Annotated in this window: 23 protein-coding genes and 1 riboswitch; of the genes, 5 read left to right on the forward strand and 18 right to left on the reverse strand. The window is 46.7% G+C overall.

What is annotated here, in order from left to right:
- Positions 1-518: 518 nt before the first annotated feature.
- Genes IEY34_RS30475 through hrpB form a run of 4 tightly spaced genes read right to left on the reverse strand, consistent with a single transcriptional unit; the run spans position 519 to position 4,669 of the window.
- Positions 519-1,142: a class I SAM-dependent methyltransferase gene (locus IEY34_RS30475; RefSeq protein ID WP_189019159.1), complete on the reverse strand. Its 624-nt coding sequence runs from the start codon at positions 1,140-1,142 to the stop codon at positions 519-521.
- Between the two features lie 31 nt (positions 1,143-1,173).
- The gene (locus IEY34_RS30480) at positions 1,174-1,437 is read right to left on the reverse strand and encodes a hypothetical protein (RefSeq protein ID WP_308423069.1); all 264 of its coding nucleotides are present in this window, start codon (positions 1,435-1,437) and stop codon (positions 1,174-1,176) included.
- Positions 1,430-2,149 carry an alpha/beta hydrolase family protein gene (locus IEY34_RS30485; RefSeq protein WP_189019161.1) on the reverse strand — a complete coding sequence of 240 codons (720 nt, stop codon included), beginning with the start codon at positions 2,147-2,149 and terminating at the stop codon, positions 1,430-1,432. Before IEY34_RS30485 ends, IEY34_RS30480 begins: the two co-directional genes overlap by 8 nt.
- Positions 2,150-2,182: 33 nt before the next feature.
- Positions 2,183-4,669, reverse strand: coding sequence for an ATP-dependent helicase HrpB (gene hrpB / locus IEY34_RS30490; protein ID WP_189019163.1), 2,487 nt, complete (start codon positions 4,667-4,669; stop codon positions 2,183-2,185).
- A 126-nt stretch (positions 4,670-4,795) separates the two neighbouring features.
- On the opposite strand from hrpB, the gene IEY34_RS30495 reads away from it, so the two are divergent.
- Together IEY34_RS30495 and IEY34_RS30500 are read left to right on the forward strand one after the other, a co-directional pair.
- On the forward strand, positions 4,796-5,050 hold the full coding sequence (locus IEY34_RS30495) for a YpbS family protein (RefSeq protein WP_189019164.1): 255 nt from the start codon (positions 4,796-4,798) through the stop codon (positions 5,048-5,050).
- Between the two features lie 14 nt (positions 5,051-5,064).
- Complete coding sequence (locus IEY34_RS30500; RefSeq protein WP_189019167.1) at positions 5,065-5,229, forward strand: hypothetical protein; 165 nt, start codon at positions 5,065-5,067, stop codon at positions 5,227-5,229.
- 55 nt (positions 5,230-5,284) lie between these two features.
- Here the strand turns inward: IEY34_RS30500 and IEY34_RS30505 are convergent, their stop codons facing one another.
- Both IEY34_RS30505 and IEY34_RS30510 read right to left on the reverse strand, forming a co-directional pair.
- Positions 5,285-5,929, reverse strand: a complete 645-nt coding sequence (locus tag IEY34_RS30505) for an NUDIX hydrolase (RefSeq protein ID WP_189019169.1) — start codon at positions 5,927-5,929, stop codon at positions 5,285-5,287.
- A gap of 28 nt (positions 5,930-5,957) precedes the next feature.
- Positions 5,958-6,266: a Dabb family protein gene (locus IEY34_RS30510; protein WP_189019171.1), complete on the reverse strand. Its 309-nt coding sequence runs from the start codon at positions 6,264-6,266 to the stop codon at positions 5,958-5,960.
- Positions 6,267-6,395: 129 nt separating this feature from the next.
- Between IEY34_RS30510 and IEY34_RS30515 the strand changes: the two genes are divergently transcribed.
- From IEY34_RS30515 to IEY34_RS30525, 3 genes are all read left to right on the forward strand, one after another.
- Positions 6,396-6,572 carry a hypothetical protein gene (locus tag IEY34_RS30515; protein ID WP_189019172.1) on the forward strand — a complete coding sequence of 59 codons (177 nt, stop codon included), beginning with the start codon at positions 6,396-6,398 and terminating at the stop codon, positions 6,570-6,572.
- A gap of 139 nt (positions 6,573-6,711) precedes the next feature.
- Positions 6,712-7,701 (forward strand): YpdA family putative bacillithiol disulfide reductase, encoded by a 990-nt coding sequence (locus IEY34_RS30520; protein ID WP_189019174.1) that lies wholly within the window; start codon positions 6,712-6,714, stop codon positions 7,699-7,701.
- 2,165 nt (positions 7,702-9,866) lie between these two features.
- Positions 9,867-10,169: a hypothetical protein gene (locus IEY34_RS30525; protein ID WP_229757915.1), complete on the forward strand. Its 303-nt coding sequence runs from the start codon at positions 9,867-9,869 to the stop codon at positions 10,167-10,169.
- A 62-nt stretch (positions 10,170-10,231) separates the two neighbouring features.
- On the opposite strand, the gene IEY34_RS30530 is transcribed toward IEY34_RS30525, so the two are convergent.
- From IEY34_RS30530 to IEY34_RS30585, 12 genes are all read right to left on the reverse strand, one after another.
- Positions 10,232-10,792 (reverse strand): DNA-3-methyladenine glycosylase I, encoded by a 561-nt coding sequence (locus tag IEY34_RS30530; RefSeq protein WP_189019176.1) that lies wholly within the window; start codon positions 10,790-10,792, stop codon positions 10,232-10,234.
- An 81-nt stretch (positions 10,793-10,873) separates the two neighbouring features.
- Positions 10,874-11,671, reverse strand: coding sequence for a TatD family hydrolase (locus IEY34_RS30535; RefSeq protein WP_189019178.1), 798 nt, complete (start codon positions 11,669-11,671; stop codon positions 10,874-10,876).
- Positions 11,668-12,432, reverse strand: coding sequence for an ABC transporter ATP-binding protein (locus tag IEY34_RS30540; RefSeq protein ID WP_189019180.1), 765 nt, complete (start codon positions 12,430-12,432; stop codon positions 11,668-11,670). Before IEY34_RS30540 ends, IEY34_RS30535 begins: the two co-directional genes overlap by 4 nt.
- An 18-nt stretch (positions 12,433-12,450) precedes the next feature.
- Positions 12,451-13,218, reverse strand: a complete 768-nt coding sequence (locus tag IEY34_RS30545; RefSeq protein WP_189019182.1) for an ABC transporter permease — start codon at positions 13,216-13,218, stop codon at positions 12,451-12,453.
- A complete protein-coding gene (locus tag IEY34_RS30550; RefSeq protein ID WP_029194191.1) occupies positions 13,218-13,508 on the reverse strand; it encodes a thiamine-binding protein in 291 nt (96 codons plus the stop codon). Before IEY34_RS30550 ends, IEY34_RS30545 begins: the two co-directional genes overlap by 1 nt.
- 43 nt (positions 13,509-13,551) lie before the next feature.
- Positions 13,552-14,586 (reverse strand): ABC transporter substrate-binding protein, encoded by a 1,035-nt coding sequence (locus IEY34_RS30555; RefSeq protein WP_189019183.1) that lies wholly within the window; start codon positions 14,584-14,586, stop codon positions 13,552-13,554.
- A gap of 213 nt (positions 14,587-14,799) precedes the next feature.
- Positions 14,800-14,908: riboswitch (TPP riboswitch) on the reverse strand.
- 64 nt (positions 14,909-14,972) lie between these two features.
- Positions 14,973-15,299 (reverse strand): YnfA family protein, encoded by a 327-nt coding sequence (locus IEY34_RS30560; protein ID WP_189019185.1) that lies wholly within the window; start codon positions 15,297-15,299, stop codon positions 14,973-14,975.
- Between the two features lie 47 nt (positions 15,300-15,346).
- Positions 15,347-15,766, reverse strand: a complete 420-nt coding sequence (locus IEY34_RS30565) for a VOC family protein (protein ID WP_189019187.1) — start codon at positions 15,764-15,766, stop codon at positions 15,347-15,349.
- A 20-nt stretch (positions 15,767-15,786) separates the two neighbouring features.
- Positions 15,787-16,638, reverse strand: coding sequence for a patatin-like phospholipase family protein (locus tag IEY34_RS30570; RefSeq protein WP_189019189.1), 852 nt, complete (start codon positions 16,636-16,638; stop codon positions 15,787-15,789).
- A gap of 182 nt (positions 16,639-16,820) precedes the next feature.
- On the reverse strand, positions 16,821-18,386 hold the full coding sequence (locus IEY34_RS30575) for a DUF3369 domain-containing protein (protein WP_189019191.1): 1,566 nt from the start codon (positions 18,384-18,386) through the stop codon (positions 16,821-16,823).
- Positions 18,383-19,918 (reverse strand): sensor histidine kinase, encoded by a 1,536-nt coding sequence (locus tag IEY34_RS30580; protein ID WP_189019192.1) that lies wholly within the window; start codon positions 19,916-19,918, stop codon positions 18,383-18,385. Before IEY34_RS30580 ends, IEY34_RS30575 begins: the two co-directional genes overlap by 4 nt.
- Before the next feature lie 13 nt (positions 19,919-19,931).
- Positions 19,932-20,312, reverse strand: coding sequence for a hypothetical protein (locus tag IEY34_RS30585; protein ID WP_189019194.1), 381 nt, complete (start codon positions 20,310-20,312; stop codon positions 19,932-19,934).
- Positions 20,313-20,533 lie beyond the last annotated feature (221 nt).

The raw sequence follows: 20,533 nt of genomic DNA on the forward strand, positions 1-20,533 counted from the left end.
TATTCCTAAGAATCCGCAGTGTGATCTCCACTCTACAAAAACAAGCTCGCCCAATTTTCGACTCTCTTTTCCGTGCATTTCGGGGGCAATTTATTTTCAACTAACTGATACCTAAGTAGTTACAAATTTGCTCAGTAGCGCCAACTCGGTTCATTAAATCTCCAAAGCAGCCATTTTACGGTCTATAAACATCATACAGTTCGTTAGATGCTCTTTGAGACCGAAAAGCCCCATGCCCCCCTAACGAACTCAATACCCTTTATTCGGCCAGAATCGCTCATTCTGAAAATCTAACGAATACCAGATGCTCTATTTCAAGAAAATGACCACCTTTCCGCCTAAAATTTGCTCAGTAGCGCCAACTCGGTTCATTAAATCTCCAAAGCAGCCATTTTACGGTCTATAAGCATCATACAGTTCGTTAGATGCCCTTTGAGACCGAAAAAGCCCCATGCCCCCTAACGAACTCAATACCCTTTATTCGCGCAAAAAACCCATCCGTTGCCGGATGGGTTTCACTATTTTTTTCTCGCTAGAATAGCTTGGTAATCCACTTGCGTGCCTTCCATTGGGAGGACCGTGAATTGTTCGATGTCAAATACTTCGGCCACTTTACGCTGGATGTGCTCATCCTCATAAAAGGAGAAGAATCGCTGAGGCCGATACGTATCATGCTCCCAAATCCCCTCACTCTCGTACCCGCCGTAAAGTCCCAAGTACAACAACCCTTCCGGCTTGAGCACAGTTTCTATGTTGGTGAGAACTTGGTGAAGTCCCTCCTTGGGTACATGAAGCAATGCATTCATCGTCCAAACGGCATCAAATGATTGCTCAGGCAAGCCCAGATTATAGAAATCCATTGCAAAGGCAGCCAACCCTTTTTCCTTGCATATAGCTACCATTTCTTCGGAAAGATCAACACATGTGACCTCGCAACCTTGATTTTGCAAATAGACGGCTTGATGACCAGGACCGCTGCCCAGATCCAGCACCCGCTTGCTCGTATCCGGAGAAACCTCATGCAGTCGTTTAAGAAAACGGTCCATTTCTTCGCTTTTCCAGATTTGAATCGTTTCCTCGTTGCGCAAACGGGCTTGTTGATCGTAGCTAGCCTTGAGTGTTTGTTTCACTTGAGCATCCAATCGGTCTTCCTCCCTTCATGCAAGTTGCGTTTTACTTCACCAAAGCCTTTTGCGCGGCATCCACAAGCTGGTCGAAGTACTCATCGTCTTCAAGCAGCTCCTCAACAGCTTCAATGTCTTCTTCTTTCCCGGACTCGTTCAAAAAGTTTAAAGCGTAGCTCCAATCATCTTTCCCGCGTTTGCTGTGCAGGGTGATTTCGTAGGGATGTTCGTGCCCGTTTACTTTGAATTCAACCTTGCCTACATAGCCATCTTCTTTGGCGAACTCCATGTTCGCTTTTAGCACTTCAATCATGTTCATCATCCTTTTCTGATCGTTTTAGCCAAGTCCATATGGCTTTCATTGTGGTTTGCAAGTTAGTTGTATCCTGCCAAATATAAGGATTATGATCTCTAAAATAATCGGCATGACCGCCTATCAAAGGCAGCGTCTGCCGGTGATTCGGTGCATGCTTCACTCGATTCCAACGCCTTAAACCAAGGCGGGTCTTGGACCATCCGCCCCAAGTGCCCAGACGCGGCACCGGATCTTTGGCTTGATTCAGCTGGTTCGCTGCTTTCAGATAAAGCACTTGATTCCTAAGATTAGGCGGTATCGCACATTTCGGGGACCCGATTTGGATCACACCCAGAAGTGAATATCCTTGTTGTATGACCATTTCAGCAGCTTGAATAGAAGCTACCCCGCCTGCACTATGCCCTATAAGCAGAACCTGTTGTCTGGCTGATAAGTTAGCGGTTAGATAGGATATCAAGCTTTCCCCTCCATATATGGATGGTTTGCCATGGGCGTTGCGCCAAAGATCGCTTATAATTTCACTGAGCTGCCGCCCCCGATGACGTGTCCAATCCCCATAGGGATAGTGAACAACAACGCGGTTCGCAATACCCTCTTGATTGAACTGAGCGGACAACGCCATTCCAAAAGCATCCAAAAAATAAGGTGCCGTCGCAAAGCCCGCTGATATCATAATGACGACTTCCTCCGCAGCGGAGTACCTGGCCATGGGTACGTCAATTCCCTTCTTCTGCGAAATGGGTTAGGAACGCGGTTTAGCGCGATTGGTCGGCATCGCAGTCATCGGATCATCCGGCCAGTAGTGTTTAGGATATCGGCCTTTGAGGTCTTTTTTAACTTCAAAGTAGGCTTCTCGCCAAAAGCTGGCCAAATCCTTCGTCACCTGAACAGGACGCTGGGCTGGCGACAATAAGTGCAAAGTCACTGGGATTCTGCCTTTCGCAATCCGCGGAGTATCTGCAAGGCCGAACATTTCTTGCAAGCGAACTGCAATTGCAGGAGATTCACCCATCCTATAGTCAACGGGAACACGAGATCCGCTTGGCACTTGAATGTGCGTGGGTGCCCACTCGTCCAATCGGCGTCGCTGCTCCCATGTTAGCATTTCTTCTAATATACTTGTCAAATTTAGCCGCCCTATGGCACCTTTGGTTTTCAGTCCATACAGATGGGGCCCCAGCCAATCTTCCAATGTAGCCAGTAAAGTTGCGTCCCGCATATCGGGCCACTCCTCTTCATGCCTATGGATAAAGGTAACACGCTCCTGCAATTGACGCGCACTCTTTGTCCAAGGCAGCAGTTCCAAAGATTCGGCACGAATGCCGGAGATCAGCGCCTGCACATATAATTCCGGGCTGAGCTCCTGCAAGGGGTTGTCTTTGAGGATAATCGCTCCAAACCGCAAGCGTTGCCTTGCTTTTACGGATTCGGTCGCCTTATCCCAAAGCACTTCTTTCTCCTGCTGCAAAAGACTTTCAAATACTGCAAGCAGTTCATCTTCCTGTATGGGCGCTGCCAAATAAATACGGCTTTCCGGGCCATTATCGTCTAGCTCGGCAGCTACGAGATAGCGCTCGTTGGATAGCGGCTGCAGCTCAGGCAGCACAGCTCCGCGCCCGCTGCTCAGCAGGAAGCGGCCCGTCGATCGTCGCTGCGCGACGCGATCGGGGTAAGCGAAGGCGAGCAGCAGCCCGCTCGCCGAAGCCCGCCTGGCGCTCTGGCGGATGCCGAGCGCCTGCATGAGCACTTTGGCTTCCGCCGCGATGCGCCGGCACAAGCCAAAGTCAACATCTGCGCGCTGCTCGCCCTGCGCAGCGCGCCAGAGCACTTCGATGCGGGTGCGAACATCCGCATCCCGCCCTTCCGCAGCGCGCATGAAATCGCGCTCGCTCAGCATTACCGCGAGCTCGCACGCCATGGCGCCGAGCTCAAGCGGTATGGCTTGCAGCACCATGTGCGCAAGCCTCGGGTGCAGCCCTAGCGGCGCGAGGCGCTTGCCGTGCGCCGTTAGGGCCCCGTGCGCGTGCAAGGCACCGAGCTGCACGAGCAGATCCCGAGCCTGCTGGTAAGCAGCAGCAGGCGGAGGGTCGAGCCAGACCAGCTCGGCTGGGTCTGACACGCCCCAGGCGGCCAGTTCCAGCGCTAGCGGCGCCAGATCCGCTTCGCGGATTTCTGGCGTGCTGCTTAGCGGGAGCTGCCGCTGCTCGGTCTCGGTCCATAGGCGGTAGCACACGCCAGGACCGAGACGACCAGCCCGGCCTCTGCGCTGATCAGCAGAGGCTGCCGAAACTGGAACCGTCGTCAGACGGGTCATGCCGGTCCGTGGCGAGAAGCGCGGCACACGCATCAAGCCGCTGTCGATAACAACCGTGACACCTTCAACGGTCAAGCTCGTCTCTGCGATCGACGTCGCCAGCACGACCTTGCGGTGACCCGCGGCGCTTGGCGCAAGCGCCCGATCCTGGTCTTCTTGAGAAAGATTGCCATATAGCGGCGCAATCTCCACCTCTTGACCTAATCGCAGTGCGCCGAGACTGCCAGCTACGCGATGAATCTCTGCTGCTCCTGGCAGAAAAACAAGCAAACTCCCTGCCTGTTCGGCTATTGCTTGTTGAATACTTTTGATAACTGCAGTTTCTATCTTGCCCATCACTTTGGTTGTTAAATAATGCGTTGTAACCGGGTAAGTTCGCCCTTCACTTCTAATAATAGGGGCCTGATCCAGCATGGAAGCGACAGGTTCGGCTTCAATGGTCGCTGACATCACGAGGATGCGCATGTCTTCGCGCAGCAAGGTCTGCGTCTGCCGGCTCAAAGCCAGTCCCAGATCAGCATGCAAACTGCGTTCATGAAACTCATCAAAAATAACGACACCTACACCATCTAGCGCTGGATCAGTTTGAAGCATCCTTGTTAGTACGCCTTCCGTAATGACTTCAATACGTGTTCTCGGGCCGACTCGTGTATCATTTTTTACCCGATAACCCACTGTGGTTCCTACTTCTTCACCTAGAAGCTTGGACATGTAGCCCGCAGCAGCCCGTGCGGCCAACCTTCGCGGCTCAAGCATTAAGATCTTCTGATCTTGCAGCCATGTTTCTTGCAGGAGAGCAATCGGAACCCGGGTCGTCTTACCCGCTCCAGGCTGAGCAACCAGCACGGCGCAGGGGCTCCCGCGCAATGCGTCCATTAATTGGGGGAGAACAGATTCAATCGGCAATGCACTCATTTGTTTCACTCCGAGCTATGTAGAAGTCTGGTTTCAACTTTATACCTCTATTCTCTTTCTGCTGTTCCTTCCGCAAGCAATCGTGTATACTTAGATAGAATCTGGTCACTAAAGGAGATCTTTAAGATGAACGTACATGAAGCGATATCCAAACATTCGAATGCACAGCATTTGCATCTCGTGCGCTTTGCGGAACTGGATGAAAAGCGTGAGCAAGCGATCGATGCTGCCGTTGATCTGTGCAAACGTGGGCTACCCTTCACCGTTGATGCCATCAACGCCATTACAGCCCAAATCATCGCCCATGCGAAAGAGGGCATTTCTCCGCTCCGTTCTTATGTAAATGAGGACATGGTGCGTGATTACGTAAACAAAGGGTAAGGAGATAAGATGTAATGGGTGTTCTGACTTTTATTTCGATGTTAATTATGGGTTCCGCCTTCAGTGCCGGATTCCTGCTTCTTTTTAAGCGCAAAACAGCTCTGGGAATTATCTGTATCGGACTTTCCGTTGTCTGTTATATTGCTTACGCCTACATAGCGAATAAGTATTTTGTTTAAGACTTTTAATTAGATGAAAGAAGAACCGAGCGGAACATGCGCATCGGTTCTTTGTCTATGCCTGTGGAATAAAGCCGTATTCCCTCAGTTTCCGAAACACCAGCTCATAATACGCAGTGGGGTGGGGAACAATTTGTTCCAAACGCACCACTAGATTCTCCTCTTCCAGGAAACCCGCCGCGTTCAGTCGATATCCATTCGCCGTCAATTCATCCATTTCAGAATGAATTAATCGTTCAAAACTGGCCGCTTTCACCGCAAAAATCCCACTGACCTCATCAGGTTGCAGTACATACGCCTGAAGCTGCTGATCGCAACGATGCACGAAAACATGACAAAACTCACGATCGATAAGGTTTTCGGAGATGAGATCCTCTTCCGCAAATATGCCACATGGCATTAATTGATCGAAGTTAACCTTGAGCCCTAGCTCTTCCTCCAGCTCGCGCGCTCCCTCTTTTGTTGTTTCGCCGGCCGCAAGATGTCCAGCACAAGAAATGTCCAGTAAATTCGGAAATAAATCTTTGTCTGGGTGCCTCAATTGCAGAAGAAGAGCCGGTTCTCCCCCTTCATGTGTAACAATCCAGCATTGAAAGGTTTGATGCCAAAGTCCCTTCGCATGCACTTCCGAACGTGGAGCAGCGCCAAGCCAATTCATGTTTTTATCATAAATATCAAATATCTCTTCGGTTTTGTTCAAGATACTGTCTAACTCCCCTCAGAGTGATCTATTCGAATGCCGCAAAATCGATTTCCTGAAACCGGCTAACTTCTTTCATCCAACGCTCGGCAACATACTGCGTATGTACGGGATGAATATTGTAAGCGTCATATGCCGCTTGATTGGCAAATACCATCGAGAAACCATAGTCAAAATCCGTTTTCACGCTTACTTGACGCAGAACACGGAACTCCTCTACACCAGGAATCGCCGCCAATTCCTCTGCGCTGCTTGTTAGAAATTGTTCAGCCTCTTGTGTATCTTTACCAGCATGCAAATTAAAAATAACCATATGTTGAATATTTCCTAAAGTCATCGTCTTTGTGCTCCTTTTTCATGATCTGCCTCTATTATAGCGGATTTTGTCCATAATATGGAGCATAAAATCGAACGTATGTGTACAGGTTAAGGCTGAACGCTAATTTGTCCAGAAAGGATGACTCTCATGGAAAACAAAAAACATGCCGGCAATTACACCGGAACCACGAACACGAACGCCCAAAATCAAGATTTGGCCTTCGTCAATGACACCTTAGAAAACGCCCCAAACACAAACTCAGTTAACATTGCCAAAGATGATATTAGTGAAGAAAACGAACAAATCCAATTGAATCAGAAATAAGATCATCTGGTTAAAATGAGCAGGCAGCTAGTTCCGAGTTTCGGGCGACTCCTGTTCTTTTTTTGCGACCGAAAACTTGGCATCCCTCTCGGGTTGCGCTACTATGGAAAGAGATTCAGTCTTGAGGAGGTCAGTCATTTTGGAAAATGTCATTATCATTGGTGCAGGCCCTTGCGGGTTGTCTGCCGCAGTCGCTTTACAACGCGAAGGTCTTTCACCCTTACTTATAGAAAAAAGCAGCATCGTCAATGCCATTTATTTGTATCCTACGTATTTGCAATTTTTCAGCACGCCTGAACTGCTTGAAATTGGAGACTATCCATTTTCAACCCCTCATGATAAACCCTATCGTCAAGAAGCATTGGTCTATTACAGAGAGGTCGCTCGCAGAGAACAACTTCGTATTCGCTCTTATGAGGAAGTCGTTGCCATAGAACAGCTCGAAACAGGCTTCCATGTGCATACGGTAAATCAGTTTGGCAAAGCGACAGTTTATAGCGCTCGTCGTGTCATCGTTGCTACCGGTTATTTTGATCATCCTAATTTGCTTGGGATCCCCGGCGAGGATTCACCTAAGACGACCCACTATTACAAGGAAGCTCACCCCTATGCAGGTACCAAAGTAGCTATTATCGGCGGCAATAATTCCGCTGTTGACGCGGCCATGGATTTGATGCGGGTCGGCGCTGAAGTAACCGTTATTTACCGCGGACCCCATTTCTCTGCCAATATTAAACCATGGGTTCGTCCGATCTTCGAAAGCATGGTAAACAAAGGACGCATCCACATGTGGTTTAACTCTCAGGTTGAACGAATCGAAGAACAAGCGATTGTTGTACGCAGAGACTCCGAAAGCGTCATTTTGGCGAATGACTTCGTTCTTGCCCTCACAGGCTTCAGACCTGATCGTCAACTGCTGACATCCATTGGTGTGAACTTTCATGAAGAAACGAATGCTCCGCTGATCAATCCCGAGACGATGGAAACGAATATTCCGGGACTATATGTCGCTGGCGTTGTTGCATCTTCCAAATACGATGCGAACGAAATCTTCATTGAAACGGGACGGATGCATGGGATAGCCATTACGAAACATATCATGGCCGAAATAAACCTAGCTTGCGGCTAGGTCACTAAATCCAGTCAAGTCCAGTCAAATCATTGAACCTTGAGGCAAACCCAAGGCCCCTAACGAACTCAATAACCTTTATTCGACCAAAATCGCTCACTCTGAAAATCTAATGAATTCCAGAGGCGCTATTTCAAGCATACGATCACCTTTCCACCTAAAATCTGCCGTAGCAAAGAAATCTGCGGCGGACGCCACCAGCAGCAAATCCACTCCAGAGGGAACGACGTTTTCCTCTACCCCACTCCATAGGGAACGTCATTCCTCTATTCTGGCATTAACCGCGTTATTTGGACCTCACGCGGAACTCTGTTCCTCTATTTCGCTGTTTCGCCCCCGAAATGGGCAGATTCACACCAAATAACGGATCCTAGTTCCGCATGGATGCACACATCGGCCGATATGCCACATATAGCGGATCGTAGTTCCTCTTGCCACTGACGGCTGCCGCTCCCGCCCAACCAATCAGCTACTTTCCCGTACTGCTAACTCTCCGCGTTCTCCCAACCATCCATCTAACTCCACCACCAGCAGCAAACCCACTCCAGAGGGAACGTCATTCCTCTATTCTGGCATTAACCGCGCTATTTGGACCTCACGCGGAACTCTGTTCCTCTATTTCGCTGTTCCGCCCCCGAAATGGGCAGATTCACACCAAATAACGGATCCTAGTTCCGCATGGATGTGCACATCGGTCGATTTGCCACATATAGAGAATCGTAGTTCCTCTTACCACTGACGGCTGCCATACCGTCCAACCAATCAGCTACTTTTCCGTACTGCTAACTCTCCGCGTTCTCCCAACCATCCATCTAACTCCACCACCAGCAGCAAATCCACTTCAGAGGGAACGTCATTCCTCTATTCTGGCATTAACCGCGCTATTTGGACCTCACGCGGAACTCTGTTCCTCTATTTCGCTGTTTCGCCCCCGAAATGGGCAGATTCAGACCAAATAACGGATCCTAGTTCCGCATGGATGTGCACATCGGCTGATTTGCCACATATAGAGGATCGTAGTTCCTTTTGACGGCTGCCTCTCCCGCCCAACCAATCAGCTACTTTCCCGTACTGCTACTCTCCGCGTTCTCCCAACCATCCATCTAACTCCACCACCAGTAGAAAATCCACTTCAGAGGGAACGACGTTTTCCTCTACCCCACTCCAGAGGGAACGTCATTCCTCTATTCTGGCATTAACCGCGCTATTTGAACCTCACGCGGAACTCTGTTCCTCTATTTCGCTGTTCCGCCCCCGAAATGGGCAGATTCACACCAAATAACGGATCCTAGTTCCGCATGGATGTGCACATCGGTCGATTTGCCACATATAGAGAATCGTAGTTCCTCTTGCCACTGACGGCTGCCATACCGTCCAACCAATCAGATACTTTTCCGTACTGCTAACTCTCCGCGTTCTCCCAACCATCCATCTAACTCCACCACCAGCAGCAAATCCACTCCAGAGGGAACGTCGTTCCTCTATTCTGGCAAAAACCGCGCTAATTGGACCTCACGCGGAACTCTGTTCCTCTATTTCGCTGTTTCGCCCCCGAAGTGGGCGGATTCGCACCAAATAACGGATCGTAGTTCCGCATGGATGTGCACATCGGCCGATCTGCCACATATAGCGGATCATAGTTCCTCTTGCCACTGACGGCTGCCTTACGCCCAAACAATCAGCTTCTTTCCCGTACTGCTAATCTCCGCGTTCTCCCAACCATCCATCTAACTCCACCACCAGTAGAAAATCCACTTCAGAGGGAACGACGTTCCTCTACCTTAAGAATTCACTCCACAATTTCATTCTTCGTGGAGCTGCGCAGCAGCACGGGTGATTATTTTGGCAAAGACTATACAAATTGCACTAAGAAAGTCTAAGACAGCAGCAATTCGAAGCAATAAGCACTTACAGTTACCTTTTCTCAGCGCATTGAGACACTCCATCAAATCGAGTTGCTACAGCGCTTGGAAAGGAGTACCTCTCTAAACGACATTTGGGGTAATCGCTCACCACAGACCCAAAAACCTTTCAATCTAGCTGATTGAACGTTTTTTATATGAAAATATTTCCCATTTTTCAAAGTTTCCTCTTCCAATACGAACGTTTGTTTGTTATAATAAAAACAAGAACAAATGTTCCAATTAGATGAGGAGGTTGTTAACATGATGAACACTAGTCACAATTTTCGCTTTATTGAGAGAGATTATTGGTACCACAAGGCATTGTGTGACACTGACCATCTTCTTCCCGGACAGATAGATGCCATGCTCGATGAAGCACATGCCTATTACGCCGATTATACGTTCAAGTTTTATGATGACGGATCGGTGACAATCATAGACAACGACACCAACATTCGCATTAAACCACGAGAATTAACAGGAGCTGTTTATGACTTCTACATCCGCAAGCGTATCTACCTTATTAAAACGAACCTTATGGAGAAACAACTTCAATACGCATAAGTTCTCCAAAAGAAAGGCCACCAAACAAGGGGGCTCCCTTATCTGATGGCCTTTTCTTCTATTTACACATCGCTATATCGAAAACAAGTCTCGAAGTGATCATTCACCATTCCTACCGCTTGCATATAGGCATAACAAATGGTTGACCCTACGAATTTGAATCCGCGCTTTTTCAAATCTTTGCTCATTGCATTTGATATTTCCGATGTTGCTGGAACTTCACTCATACTGCGCCAATGATTGCGAATCGGTTGGCCGCCTACGAATCCCCATATGTATTGATCGAACGTGCCAAACTCTTGTTGAACGTTGAGAAAAGCTTTCGCATTCTGAACAACAGCTGCGATTTTCAAGCGATTTCGTACGATTCCCGCATTTTGCAAAAGCTCTTGCATCTTGTTATCATCGTAATTCACAATGATTAACGGATCAAATTGATCGAATGCTTCACGGTAGTTCTCGCGTTTCTTCAGAATGGTATACCAACTGAGTCCTGCCTGTGCACCCTCGAGATTAAGCATCTCAAACAAATGACGATCATCATGGACCGGTACTCCCCATTCTTGATCATGGTAATGGATATATAACGGATCTTCATTGACCCAACCGCAGCGGACAGTCATTTCTACGTTCACCTCACCTAGATATAGAACACGCGTTCTCATTCATTATAAAACCAATACGAACACTTGTCCAGTTCCAAATTAATTAATAGGAAGACCGTAGAATTGTTGGGTATTCCGATGAATGATCACGGCTGCTGTTTCTCTTGGCACACCATGCAGCAGCGCTATCTGTTCAATAACCGCATGAATCATCTGCGGGTGTGTTTCTTGCCCTTGGAAAGGCCCTTCGAAGGGCCAAGGACCATCCGTCTCAACCATTAGTTGCGTAATTGGATAATTACGAACAAGCGTTTGTATTTCCTCTTCATACAAAACATCAGGAGTAATGGAGATCATGTAACCGGCTTGAATCATGCGTTGCACCACATGTGGAGCCCCTTTGAACCAGTGAAAATGAGCTTTGCGAATCCGATGCTTCACCAGCAGATCACAGACGATTTCCGCATCTTCATAAACCGCGTGCAGCACGACTGGTTTATCCAATTCCGCAGCCAGTTTCATGAAGCTTTCCAGTAGCGCCACATAGGGAGCAAGATTAAAGGCGTGCCCCTTTTCTTCGGCTTCAACCCGATTATAATAAGGTAAGCCGATCTCTCCAACTGCAACCATCTCATCTGCGTGTTCGCGAATCCAAGTGAATAGTTCTTCCACTTCTACTTCATCAGGCAGCGCCTGTTCAGGATGGAAGCCATAAGCAGCGAAAACTTTACCTTCTGCGAATGTTTTCAATCGCTTCGTCGCTTTACAAGAATCCAAATGTCTGGACACCGCAATAAGAGCTTCAATCTGGCTGTTGGCTAAATCAGAAACGATTTGCTTAGCAGAATCTTCTGTATACATATCAAGATGTATATGGGCATCAATAGCGAGAATCATGATTGGACCTCCTGACGCAATAGACTTTGTATATGTTTACGAAGCTTGTGGAATGCGGGCTCAAGATTGACTTCCTCCTGACGCGGCCGGGCGAAAGGAACTACCAGTTCCTCCAGTATTTCGGCAGGCTTATTCGAAATCACATAGATCCGATCAGATAAGAAAAGAGCTTCCTCGATACTATGGGTCACAAATAAGATAGACCGCCTGTTCTTCTCCCAAATATTGAGCAGCCAGGCTTGCATATCTTGGCGCGTCAGCGCGTCCAATGAGCCGAAGGGTTCATCCAGGCACATGACTTCCTGCGGACTAAGCAGCGCTCTGAGAAACGACACACGCTGCTGCATCCCGCCTGACAAGACGTGTGGCAGCTCCTGTTCGTACCCGGCAAGGCCAACCTTGGGCAGCCACTCTCTGGCTTTTGCCACCGCGTCCTGCCTTGGTACACCAGCAACCTCTTGAGCTAGTGCTACATTGGCTTCAATCGTCCGCCAGGGGAACAATGCGGGCTGCTGCGGCATGTAGCTGATCAAGCCTTTGATGCCCGTCACCTTCGCTCCATCCAACCAAACATCGCCTGCTGTAGGCGTGACGAGACCGCCAATGATATGGAATAGGGTACTTTTTCCGCTGCCGGACGGGCCGATGATGGTCACGAACTCGCCTTCTTTTACATGCAGTGAAATATCAGATAACACGGTCACACGTTGTTTTTTGCCCGCGAATGTATGTTGAATTCCTTGAAGTTCTAACTTATTCATGCTCGTACTCCTTCATCTCTAGGATGACTTCTTCGCATTCCAGCGAATGATCAGCTTCTCCAGCCCGGCAATGAACCAGAAGAACAACAAGCTTAGTATAACGATGATAAATATCGCAACAAATTCACGATCCGCACGAAAGGCCGATTTCTGTAAAATCATATAATAACCAAGGCCAACACCGCCACCCAACCATTCCGCAATAACCGCTCCCATTACACTGTAAGTTGCTGATATTTTGAGTCCGGTAAACAGAGCCGGCAATGCATGAGGCACCTCAAGCTTATAGAAAATTTGCCTTCTGCTAGCCCCTATCATCTGCATGTAATTATACATATTCCGATCTGTTTGCATGAAGCCATCCAGGGTAGACATCGTTACCGGGAAGAAACAAACCAGTGAAATTAATAAGATTTTAGGTAAAAGACCAAATCCAAATAAAATAATTAAAAGAGGGCCCAACGCAATCGTAGGAACATTCTGTGAAAGAATCAACAACGGATAGAATCCGGCTTTGAGCGCGGGTATCCGGTGCAGACAACCAGCGACGACAGCGCCGCCTGTTACACCGACAGCGAAGCCCATTAACATCAATCGCAGAGTGGCGAAGCTATGCATCCAGACGCGCGGCATATCCGTTGTACCGTCTCGCCATATCTTGAGCGGACTCGGCAGCAGCCAACTGGCTGTTCCTCCCCAAGTCACTGCTAGCTGCCATATAAGCAACAGAAGGATGACCACGACAATAGGTGGCCATCCTGCTTTGAACCAGCGTTGCTGTTTCATTATCTGTATTTCTCCGTTAACTTGTCCATCGACGCTCCAGAGGGGTTGAAATATATTTTCACTTGGGAAATAACGTTAGGGCTGCCCATTTCAATCATTGCGGCATTCATATCCTGAATGATTGCCAGCAATTGATCCAATTCCCCTTCCATCGTTGTTTCCAACGGTGAAACGAAATATTTCACACCAGATTTCGCGATCACCTCAATCGCTCGATCGACATAAGGAATCACATCTTCATTATTTTTCGTTTTGGGAATGATTTGAATACTGACAAGTGCATTAGCCATGGGAATTGCTCCTTCCAATTGATCGTCTGATTTCAGTTCAAGCTTATTTCGCAGCAGCTGGCAAGAAATTGTTCGTAAAAGCAGCGTCTACATCCAGGTTTTTCTCCAGAAGCTTATGCTCCAGCATCCAATTCGCATAATTTTCCCAGACTGCCCGTTTTTGTTCACCCCAACGCGGGGCATCATCCTGGTAACGTGTGCTAAGCCATTTTTGGCTAGCAAGCACAAGCTTTTTATCCAAGTCGGGAACAGCTTTGATCAAAATGTTCGCCGCATCCTCAGGCTTGCTGATTGCGAATTGATAGCCCTTGGTCGCTGCTGCCATGAAGGCTTTCACGACTTCTGGTTTTTCTTTGATCATTTTCTCATTCGTTGCCAGAACCGGCGTGTAATAATCCAGTTTATCGGAGTATTTATTCAAATAAATCATATTTAGCGGCTCTCCACGCAGCTCGGCATCCACGCCTGTCCAAGCGTAGTATATCCAAGCGAAATCAATATCACGTTTCACCGCTGTGAAGTAATCAGCTTCACCAATATTAACAATCTTCACTTTGCTCGGATCCGCTTTCTCTGATTGCATTAGAGATTCAATCATAGCATTTTCAGCTGGAGCGCCCCAACCACCGTATGTTTTATTCTCAAAATCCTTCGGCGATTTGACGTTCTTCGCCACCGGTGAAGCAAATCCTGATGTATTATGTTGGATCACTGCGGCAAGCGAAACCAAAGGAACACCTTGGATACGACCTTGTGTAATGCTCTCTTGATAACTAACCCCGAATTCAGCAGCTCCTGAAGCGATCATCGTATCTGCGCCGCCCTCTCCGGGAGCGATGATTTGCACATTCAAACCTTCTTGTTCGAAAAAGCCTTGATCTTTAGCCACGTACAGTCCCGTATGATTCGTATTCGGCGTCCAGTCCAAAACCACCTTAATATTCGTCAATGCCTTGGCCGGTTTAGCAGATTCCGTTGCTTTGGCCGATTCCGTCGGTTTCACGGCCTCATTGCCACACCCTGCCAACGCGACAGACAGACTTACCAGCATCCATGGTGCGATTTTCTTCCAGTTCATTCCTAGTTTCCCCTCTCGTCTTTACATCCAACCACAAGAAAAAGCTCCCGTTATCCGGGAGCGCCATAAGTAGAAAATGATAAACCCTATCGAAGCTTGACCGAAAGGACGTGCATTTGTGTGAATTCTCTACGCTGGCATTACCATAGATACAAAAAAGCCGCAAAAGACAAAATCGTCTCGTGCGGCTTATACGTTGACATTAGTACACTAATTAGTTGTACTATCATTCTCTGCGCTAGCATTACCTAGATCAGATCGAACGGTCAGCGGTATATCCCGCACTCTCAGCCTGACTAATCAAGCTCCCGGTTGGTGGTTATTCAATTCACATAAGAGAAATATACCCCTACTTATTGAATTAAGCAAGCTTACCTTTTAAATTATTAACTTCTAGGGGCCCAAAGCATAATGGAGACCCCTACAACGCAAACAGCAGCTCCAATCCAATCGTACATATCAGGTGTTTTTTTATCTACAAACCATCCCCACAGCACGGCAAGAATGATGAATACACCGCCGTAAGCTGCATAGACTCGCCCAAAGGATGGAAAGCTCTGCAGAGTTGGAATAATACCGTACAAGACAAGGATTATTCCTCCTACAATACCGTACGAGAGTGGCTTGGATTCTCGCAGCCAAAGCCAAACCAGGTATCCTCCGCCAATTTCAGCGATCCCAGCGATTACGAAAAGCAGGATAGTTAACAACAATGACGAGTACTCCTTTCCAAGAGCAAGTTCCGATGTACTTCGGCAGCCTATTCCTTATCATTCCCAAGTAGATTCAACTGCCAGGAAACACCAAACTTATCCCCAACCCAACCAAATTTCTTACTGAACGGATAAGCCCCTAGCGCCATATAGACTTGACCATCCTGCGATAATTGAGCAAAAACACGCTCAATCTCCGCTTCCGTTTCGCAGTTTACATAGAGTGAAATGGATGGCGTAAACGTAAAAGCATGCTCCACACTGCTGTCTATACACATAAATTCCTGTCCATGGATGGAAAACCTCGCCTGCAGCACACTGCCCTCCGCTCCCGCTTCATTCGGGCCGTATCGCTTTATGCTGACGATCTCAGATTGATCGAAGACAGAAGTATACAGATTCATAGCTTCTTCGGCCTGGCCAGTGAACATCAAGAATGTTGTGATTTTTTGATGAGATACGCCCATACGAACAGCTCCTTTGTCACTTATGTCAATAACCAGCTTTTTAATTGGGAACCCATCCGCTTCGCATCCGAGTAGCCCAAATCGTGCAGTTCTTCCAGTTTCTTCGGATTCTTCTCCATCCGGCCTACAAGTACTTTGGCAGAAGGACGGATGATGATCGCACTGCCATCGGCTTCCATTTTGGAAATGGTCTCCAAGGTTGCATTGTAGATTTCACTTCGATTCACAAGCACATTCACGAGACCGTCATATTTCGGATAAAAGCTTTTGGCAAGCCACCGTTGTTTGAACGGACTCTTGCGATATCCTTGTTCTTTGGTCAGCACGATAATATGTTTCTTATTGCCATCCGCAACTGACTTCTGTACCGGAATCGGATCGACCAATCCGCCATCGAATAACGTGCGGCCTTCGTAATGAATCGGCTTTGCTACAAACGGCAGTGAGCTAGAAGCCTGCACAATAGGCATTGTCTCTTTCATCAGCTGATGCTTGGTGTAATAAATCGGTTCACCGGTATGCGCATCCGTAGTTCCAATCGCAAATTGCTGTGTTGAATTATAGAAAGCATCATAATCAAAGGGAACCAATTTATTCGGCAATTCATTGAAAATGAAATCCATGCCAAAAATACTTTTGTGGCGCACCAAATTGCGATAGCTTAGATACCGATGATCTCCAATATAATCAATGGTTACTTTTTTGTTTCGTCCAGGTTGTTTCGCTATATAGGACACCGCGTTACATGCCCCAGCTGATACTCCGACTACATAGGGGAAATATAAATCCTGTTCCATAAAATATTCCAAGACTCCTGCGGTATACACCCCTCGCATACCTCCGCCTTCCAGTACGAGTCCAACGTCTTCCATGGTGACACCTTCTTTCTATCTGTCTCAAGCCCCTTTCTAGCATACAGGAAATGTAAATCAAAAGAAATGCTCCTTCATCTCCGTAAAAGAGACAAAGAAGCAGATTATAACCCATTTTTATAGACAGTTTCCGTAATTATCGCTGATAATCCGCATTTTTGCTGCTAAATGAATGAATGCTATTACCGTTGTTCTTTGTATTGCTCTTTGATCACTAAGAATTGATCTAGATTAGTTAAGAAAATATCGACGATATCAGGGTCAAAATGTTTGCCGCGTTCCGTTTTCAGTAAATCCAATACACGATCCAACTCCCATGCCTTTTTGTACACACGATCACTGCATAGCGCATCAAAAACATCAGCAAGCGCAGTTATTCGGCCATAGAGATGGATCTGTTCGCCTTTCAACCCTAATGGGTAGCCTGTCCCATCATAACGCTCATGATGCTGCCCCGCGATAATCGCAGCCGCATTCAGTACTTGTTTGTTCGAATGCTTGAGCATTTCATAACCCAGATTCGAGTGAGTTTTCATAATGTCGAATTCTTCTTTGGTTAGCGCCCCAGGCTTATTCAGGATTGCGTCTGGAATCCCTACTTTGCCGACATCATGCATAGGAGAAGCTAAGCGAATTACTTCTGCCTCTTGCGCTGGCAACCCGTATTTAATCGCGAGCAAATGTGAATATTCGGCAACCCGCTTCACGTGATGACCTGTTTCTTTGGATCTTGTTTCTGTAATTTCCCCCATTGTATAAATGATTTCTTGCTGCGTGCTTTCCAACTCTTCATTCAAATAAATATTCTCGAAAGCTACGGAAACATTGGTGCAATAAATATCAACCAAATAACGTTCCCACTCGCTAAGTGCTTTGAAACCGTTCATGTAAATGACATTCTCCATCCCCATCTTGCTTTGGAAATAAATCACAAAACGATCGGAAGCGAAGCGGCTTGTTTTGGTTTGAAACGCCTGTTCAATCTCATCCAGCATTTCCGACGGAACGACATCACGTGCACGGTCATCCTGATTGGTGGCATAGTCTCCGCTTGCAGCCAGAATATAAATATCCTCGACCCCTTTGGTCACTGCAAAGCTGCAATGGATGGCATTTTTGTGCAGATTCACAATAGAGGTCATCTGTGTCAAAACGCCGGAGGCAAATTTCTTCATCGATTGCAATTCAAACAATGTTGAAGCTGATTTAATAATCTCTTCCAGACCTGCTCTGCTTTTCTCAATCGTTTTCAAATCTCGATAGGAGCGCAGTGCCGTAACTACCGTGGTAAAAAGCTTTTGCGTCGTCAATTCTGTTTTTTCTTTGTAATCATTAATATCATAATCCATGATCACTGTCCGCTCAGGCGCTTGACCAGGCTGGCCAGTACGCAGGATAATACGAATCGAGGAATTTTTCAACTCTTCGCGTATATATTTAACGATTTGAAGTCCTGCATCTTCGTATTCCATCACCACATCTAATAAAATTAAGGCGGCATCTGGATGCTGCGTTAATAATTGCTTGGCTTCCAACGCAGAATATGCACTATGAAACTCAAGCTTCTTGCCATCAAATTCGAAGTCATCGAGTACCATTTTGGTCACTTGATGGATTTGCTTCTCATCATCTACGATCAAAGCAATCCAAGGTTCTTGTTCAACCGCTTTAACTTGCGTAGAATCAGCAACTTCTTCCTCAGCAAAAAGAAGCTCATCTTGGTCTATGGACCGATCTTGACTTGTCATAGCTCAGCTTCCTCCTCTTTCGGGATTGTAATCACAAATAAGCTTCCTTGTCCCAGTACACTGGAGCAATGAATCGTTCCGTTCATCGATTGTGTCACGAGATTGTAGACAATATTCATCCCTAATCCTGTGCCGCCCTTGCCACGGCTTGTTGTGAAGAATGGGTCGAAAATGTGATCCAGCACTTCTTGGTTCATCCCTTTGCCGTCATCGGAATAACCGATTGTTATCGTATCCCGATCATGTGTAACACGAATGCTTAAACTGCCTTCTTCGTCCATCTCATAAGCATGGTTTAAAGAATTCATCACTAGATTGGTAATTAATTGCGATAAGGCACCTGGATACGTGTACAGATTAAGCTCATGATCACAGTAAACATCCACGCGCAGCCTGGTTTTCTTCAGTGTCGGCTTTAAACTGGCAATAATCCCTTCTAAATACTCCTGCAGAAGGAAAGTACGCTTCACTTCCACACTTTGGTCGACTGAGATTTGTTTAAAGCTGCGGACAAGGGACGACGCACGTTCCAAATTGGACTGCACCATGGCATTCGTCTCACTAACGACAAGAAGAAACTGTTCCAAATCCGACTTTTTCATTTTACCAGTTTCATACAAGCTTTTGAAATCCTTCGTCTTTTGATCCAAATAGGATACTGCGGTAACCCCAATGCCAATAGGTGTATTAATTTCATGTGAAACACCAGCTACCAGATTTCCCAGTGCTCCCATTTTCTCAGATTGAACGAGTTGATCTTGTGTCACTTGGAGCGATTGCAGCGCATGCTGGAGCTCGTGATATCGCTCATCCAGATCCGTAACCATCTCATTGAATGCTTCGGATACTTCCTCAATTTCTGGAGATGCCTTGAATTGCAGATTCGGTAATTCGCCTCCCTGCTTGACCCTTACCGCTGCTTCCCGCAAACGACTCAAGGGCCGAATGACGATGACGCGTAAAATAAGCCACAATACCGTCGATAGAACGATCGCGATCGTTAGGCCCACGATAAAGATTAGCTTGGTCCGTTCTTTGAGCAGTACCGCTTCCTCCGACGAATCAAAAATAACCTCTACCGCACCAACGACCATGCCATCCTCTTGAAGCGGGGCTGTAAGGCGAACAATGGGAATCTCACTTGTTTCCATCGGAACACGGTCAACGATTGTCTGATCCTGTTTGGGGATAATAATGTTGGCAGGGTGCATATGCTTCCCCACTTCTTTGCGATTGGACGCAGCGAGAATTTCGCCATCTTTGTTATACAATTTCATCTCAAGAACACGTATATTTTTATACTGAATATAATCAAAAATTTGCTGAACATCATTAATCGACCGCGATTCTTCATACCTTCCATTGATCGCCATCGTCATTCCGCTAATTTGACTCACATAGGCTTGTCGGATTGAGGTATTTAAGCTCCTCGTGTCAAAAATCATCATCGTCGAAATCATGCTGACCGTGACAATGGTCACGAGGAAAACAATGCGTTTTTGCAGACTGACTTTCTTGGGTTGAGATTTCATATGTAAGCTTCCCCTACTTCACTTCGAACGTAACGGTTTTACTGACGTCATAGGGCGTGTGATCATTATTGTGCAAGGAAACTTTAATTTCGTGCTGGCCTTTGCTTACATGTTCATATACTTTCACTTTCTCGGTAAGAATTTCTTTTTCTCCTTTGTCAAAGGAAAGATGGACATGCCCCTCCCCTTCTTTGCGCACCTGATCGTAGTGCTCTCTGGACAATTTCAAATCCGTTGTTAATTTAAGCGTAGCCGTATCACCGTTTATTTCAATACTCGCATCGAGCGTAGGTTTATACACACTTTCAGTTGTCTTATTGCTTTTAGTAGATCCACATCCCGAAATCAATAGGGCTACAGCCGCAATTAAACACATACTTTTAACTATTTTCATACTTTCATCCCCTGTATCTGACCCAATTTGTCTGATGTTGTCAAAAAAAGCTATCTTGTTTAGCTTATGAATAATCGCGAGGTTTGTCCACTTATATTTTGCATAAATTGGGTATTCAACCTAATTGTTTCTGTATTCTAAATTTTCTGAATTCTAATGTCGAAATATCATAAGAACGCGCAGTTTTTGCGCTTCCCCAGGAAATAATTTCATTTCCCAAG

Source organism: Paenibacillus marchantiophytorum (genome assembly GCF_014640555.1).
GTDB classification, from domain to species: domain Bacteria; phylum Bacillota; class Bacilli; order Paenibacillales; family NBRC-103111; genus Paenibacillus_E; species Paenibacillus_E marchantiophytorum.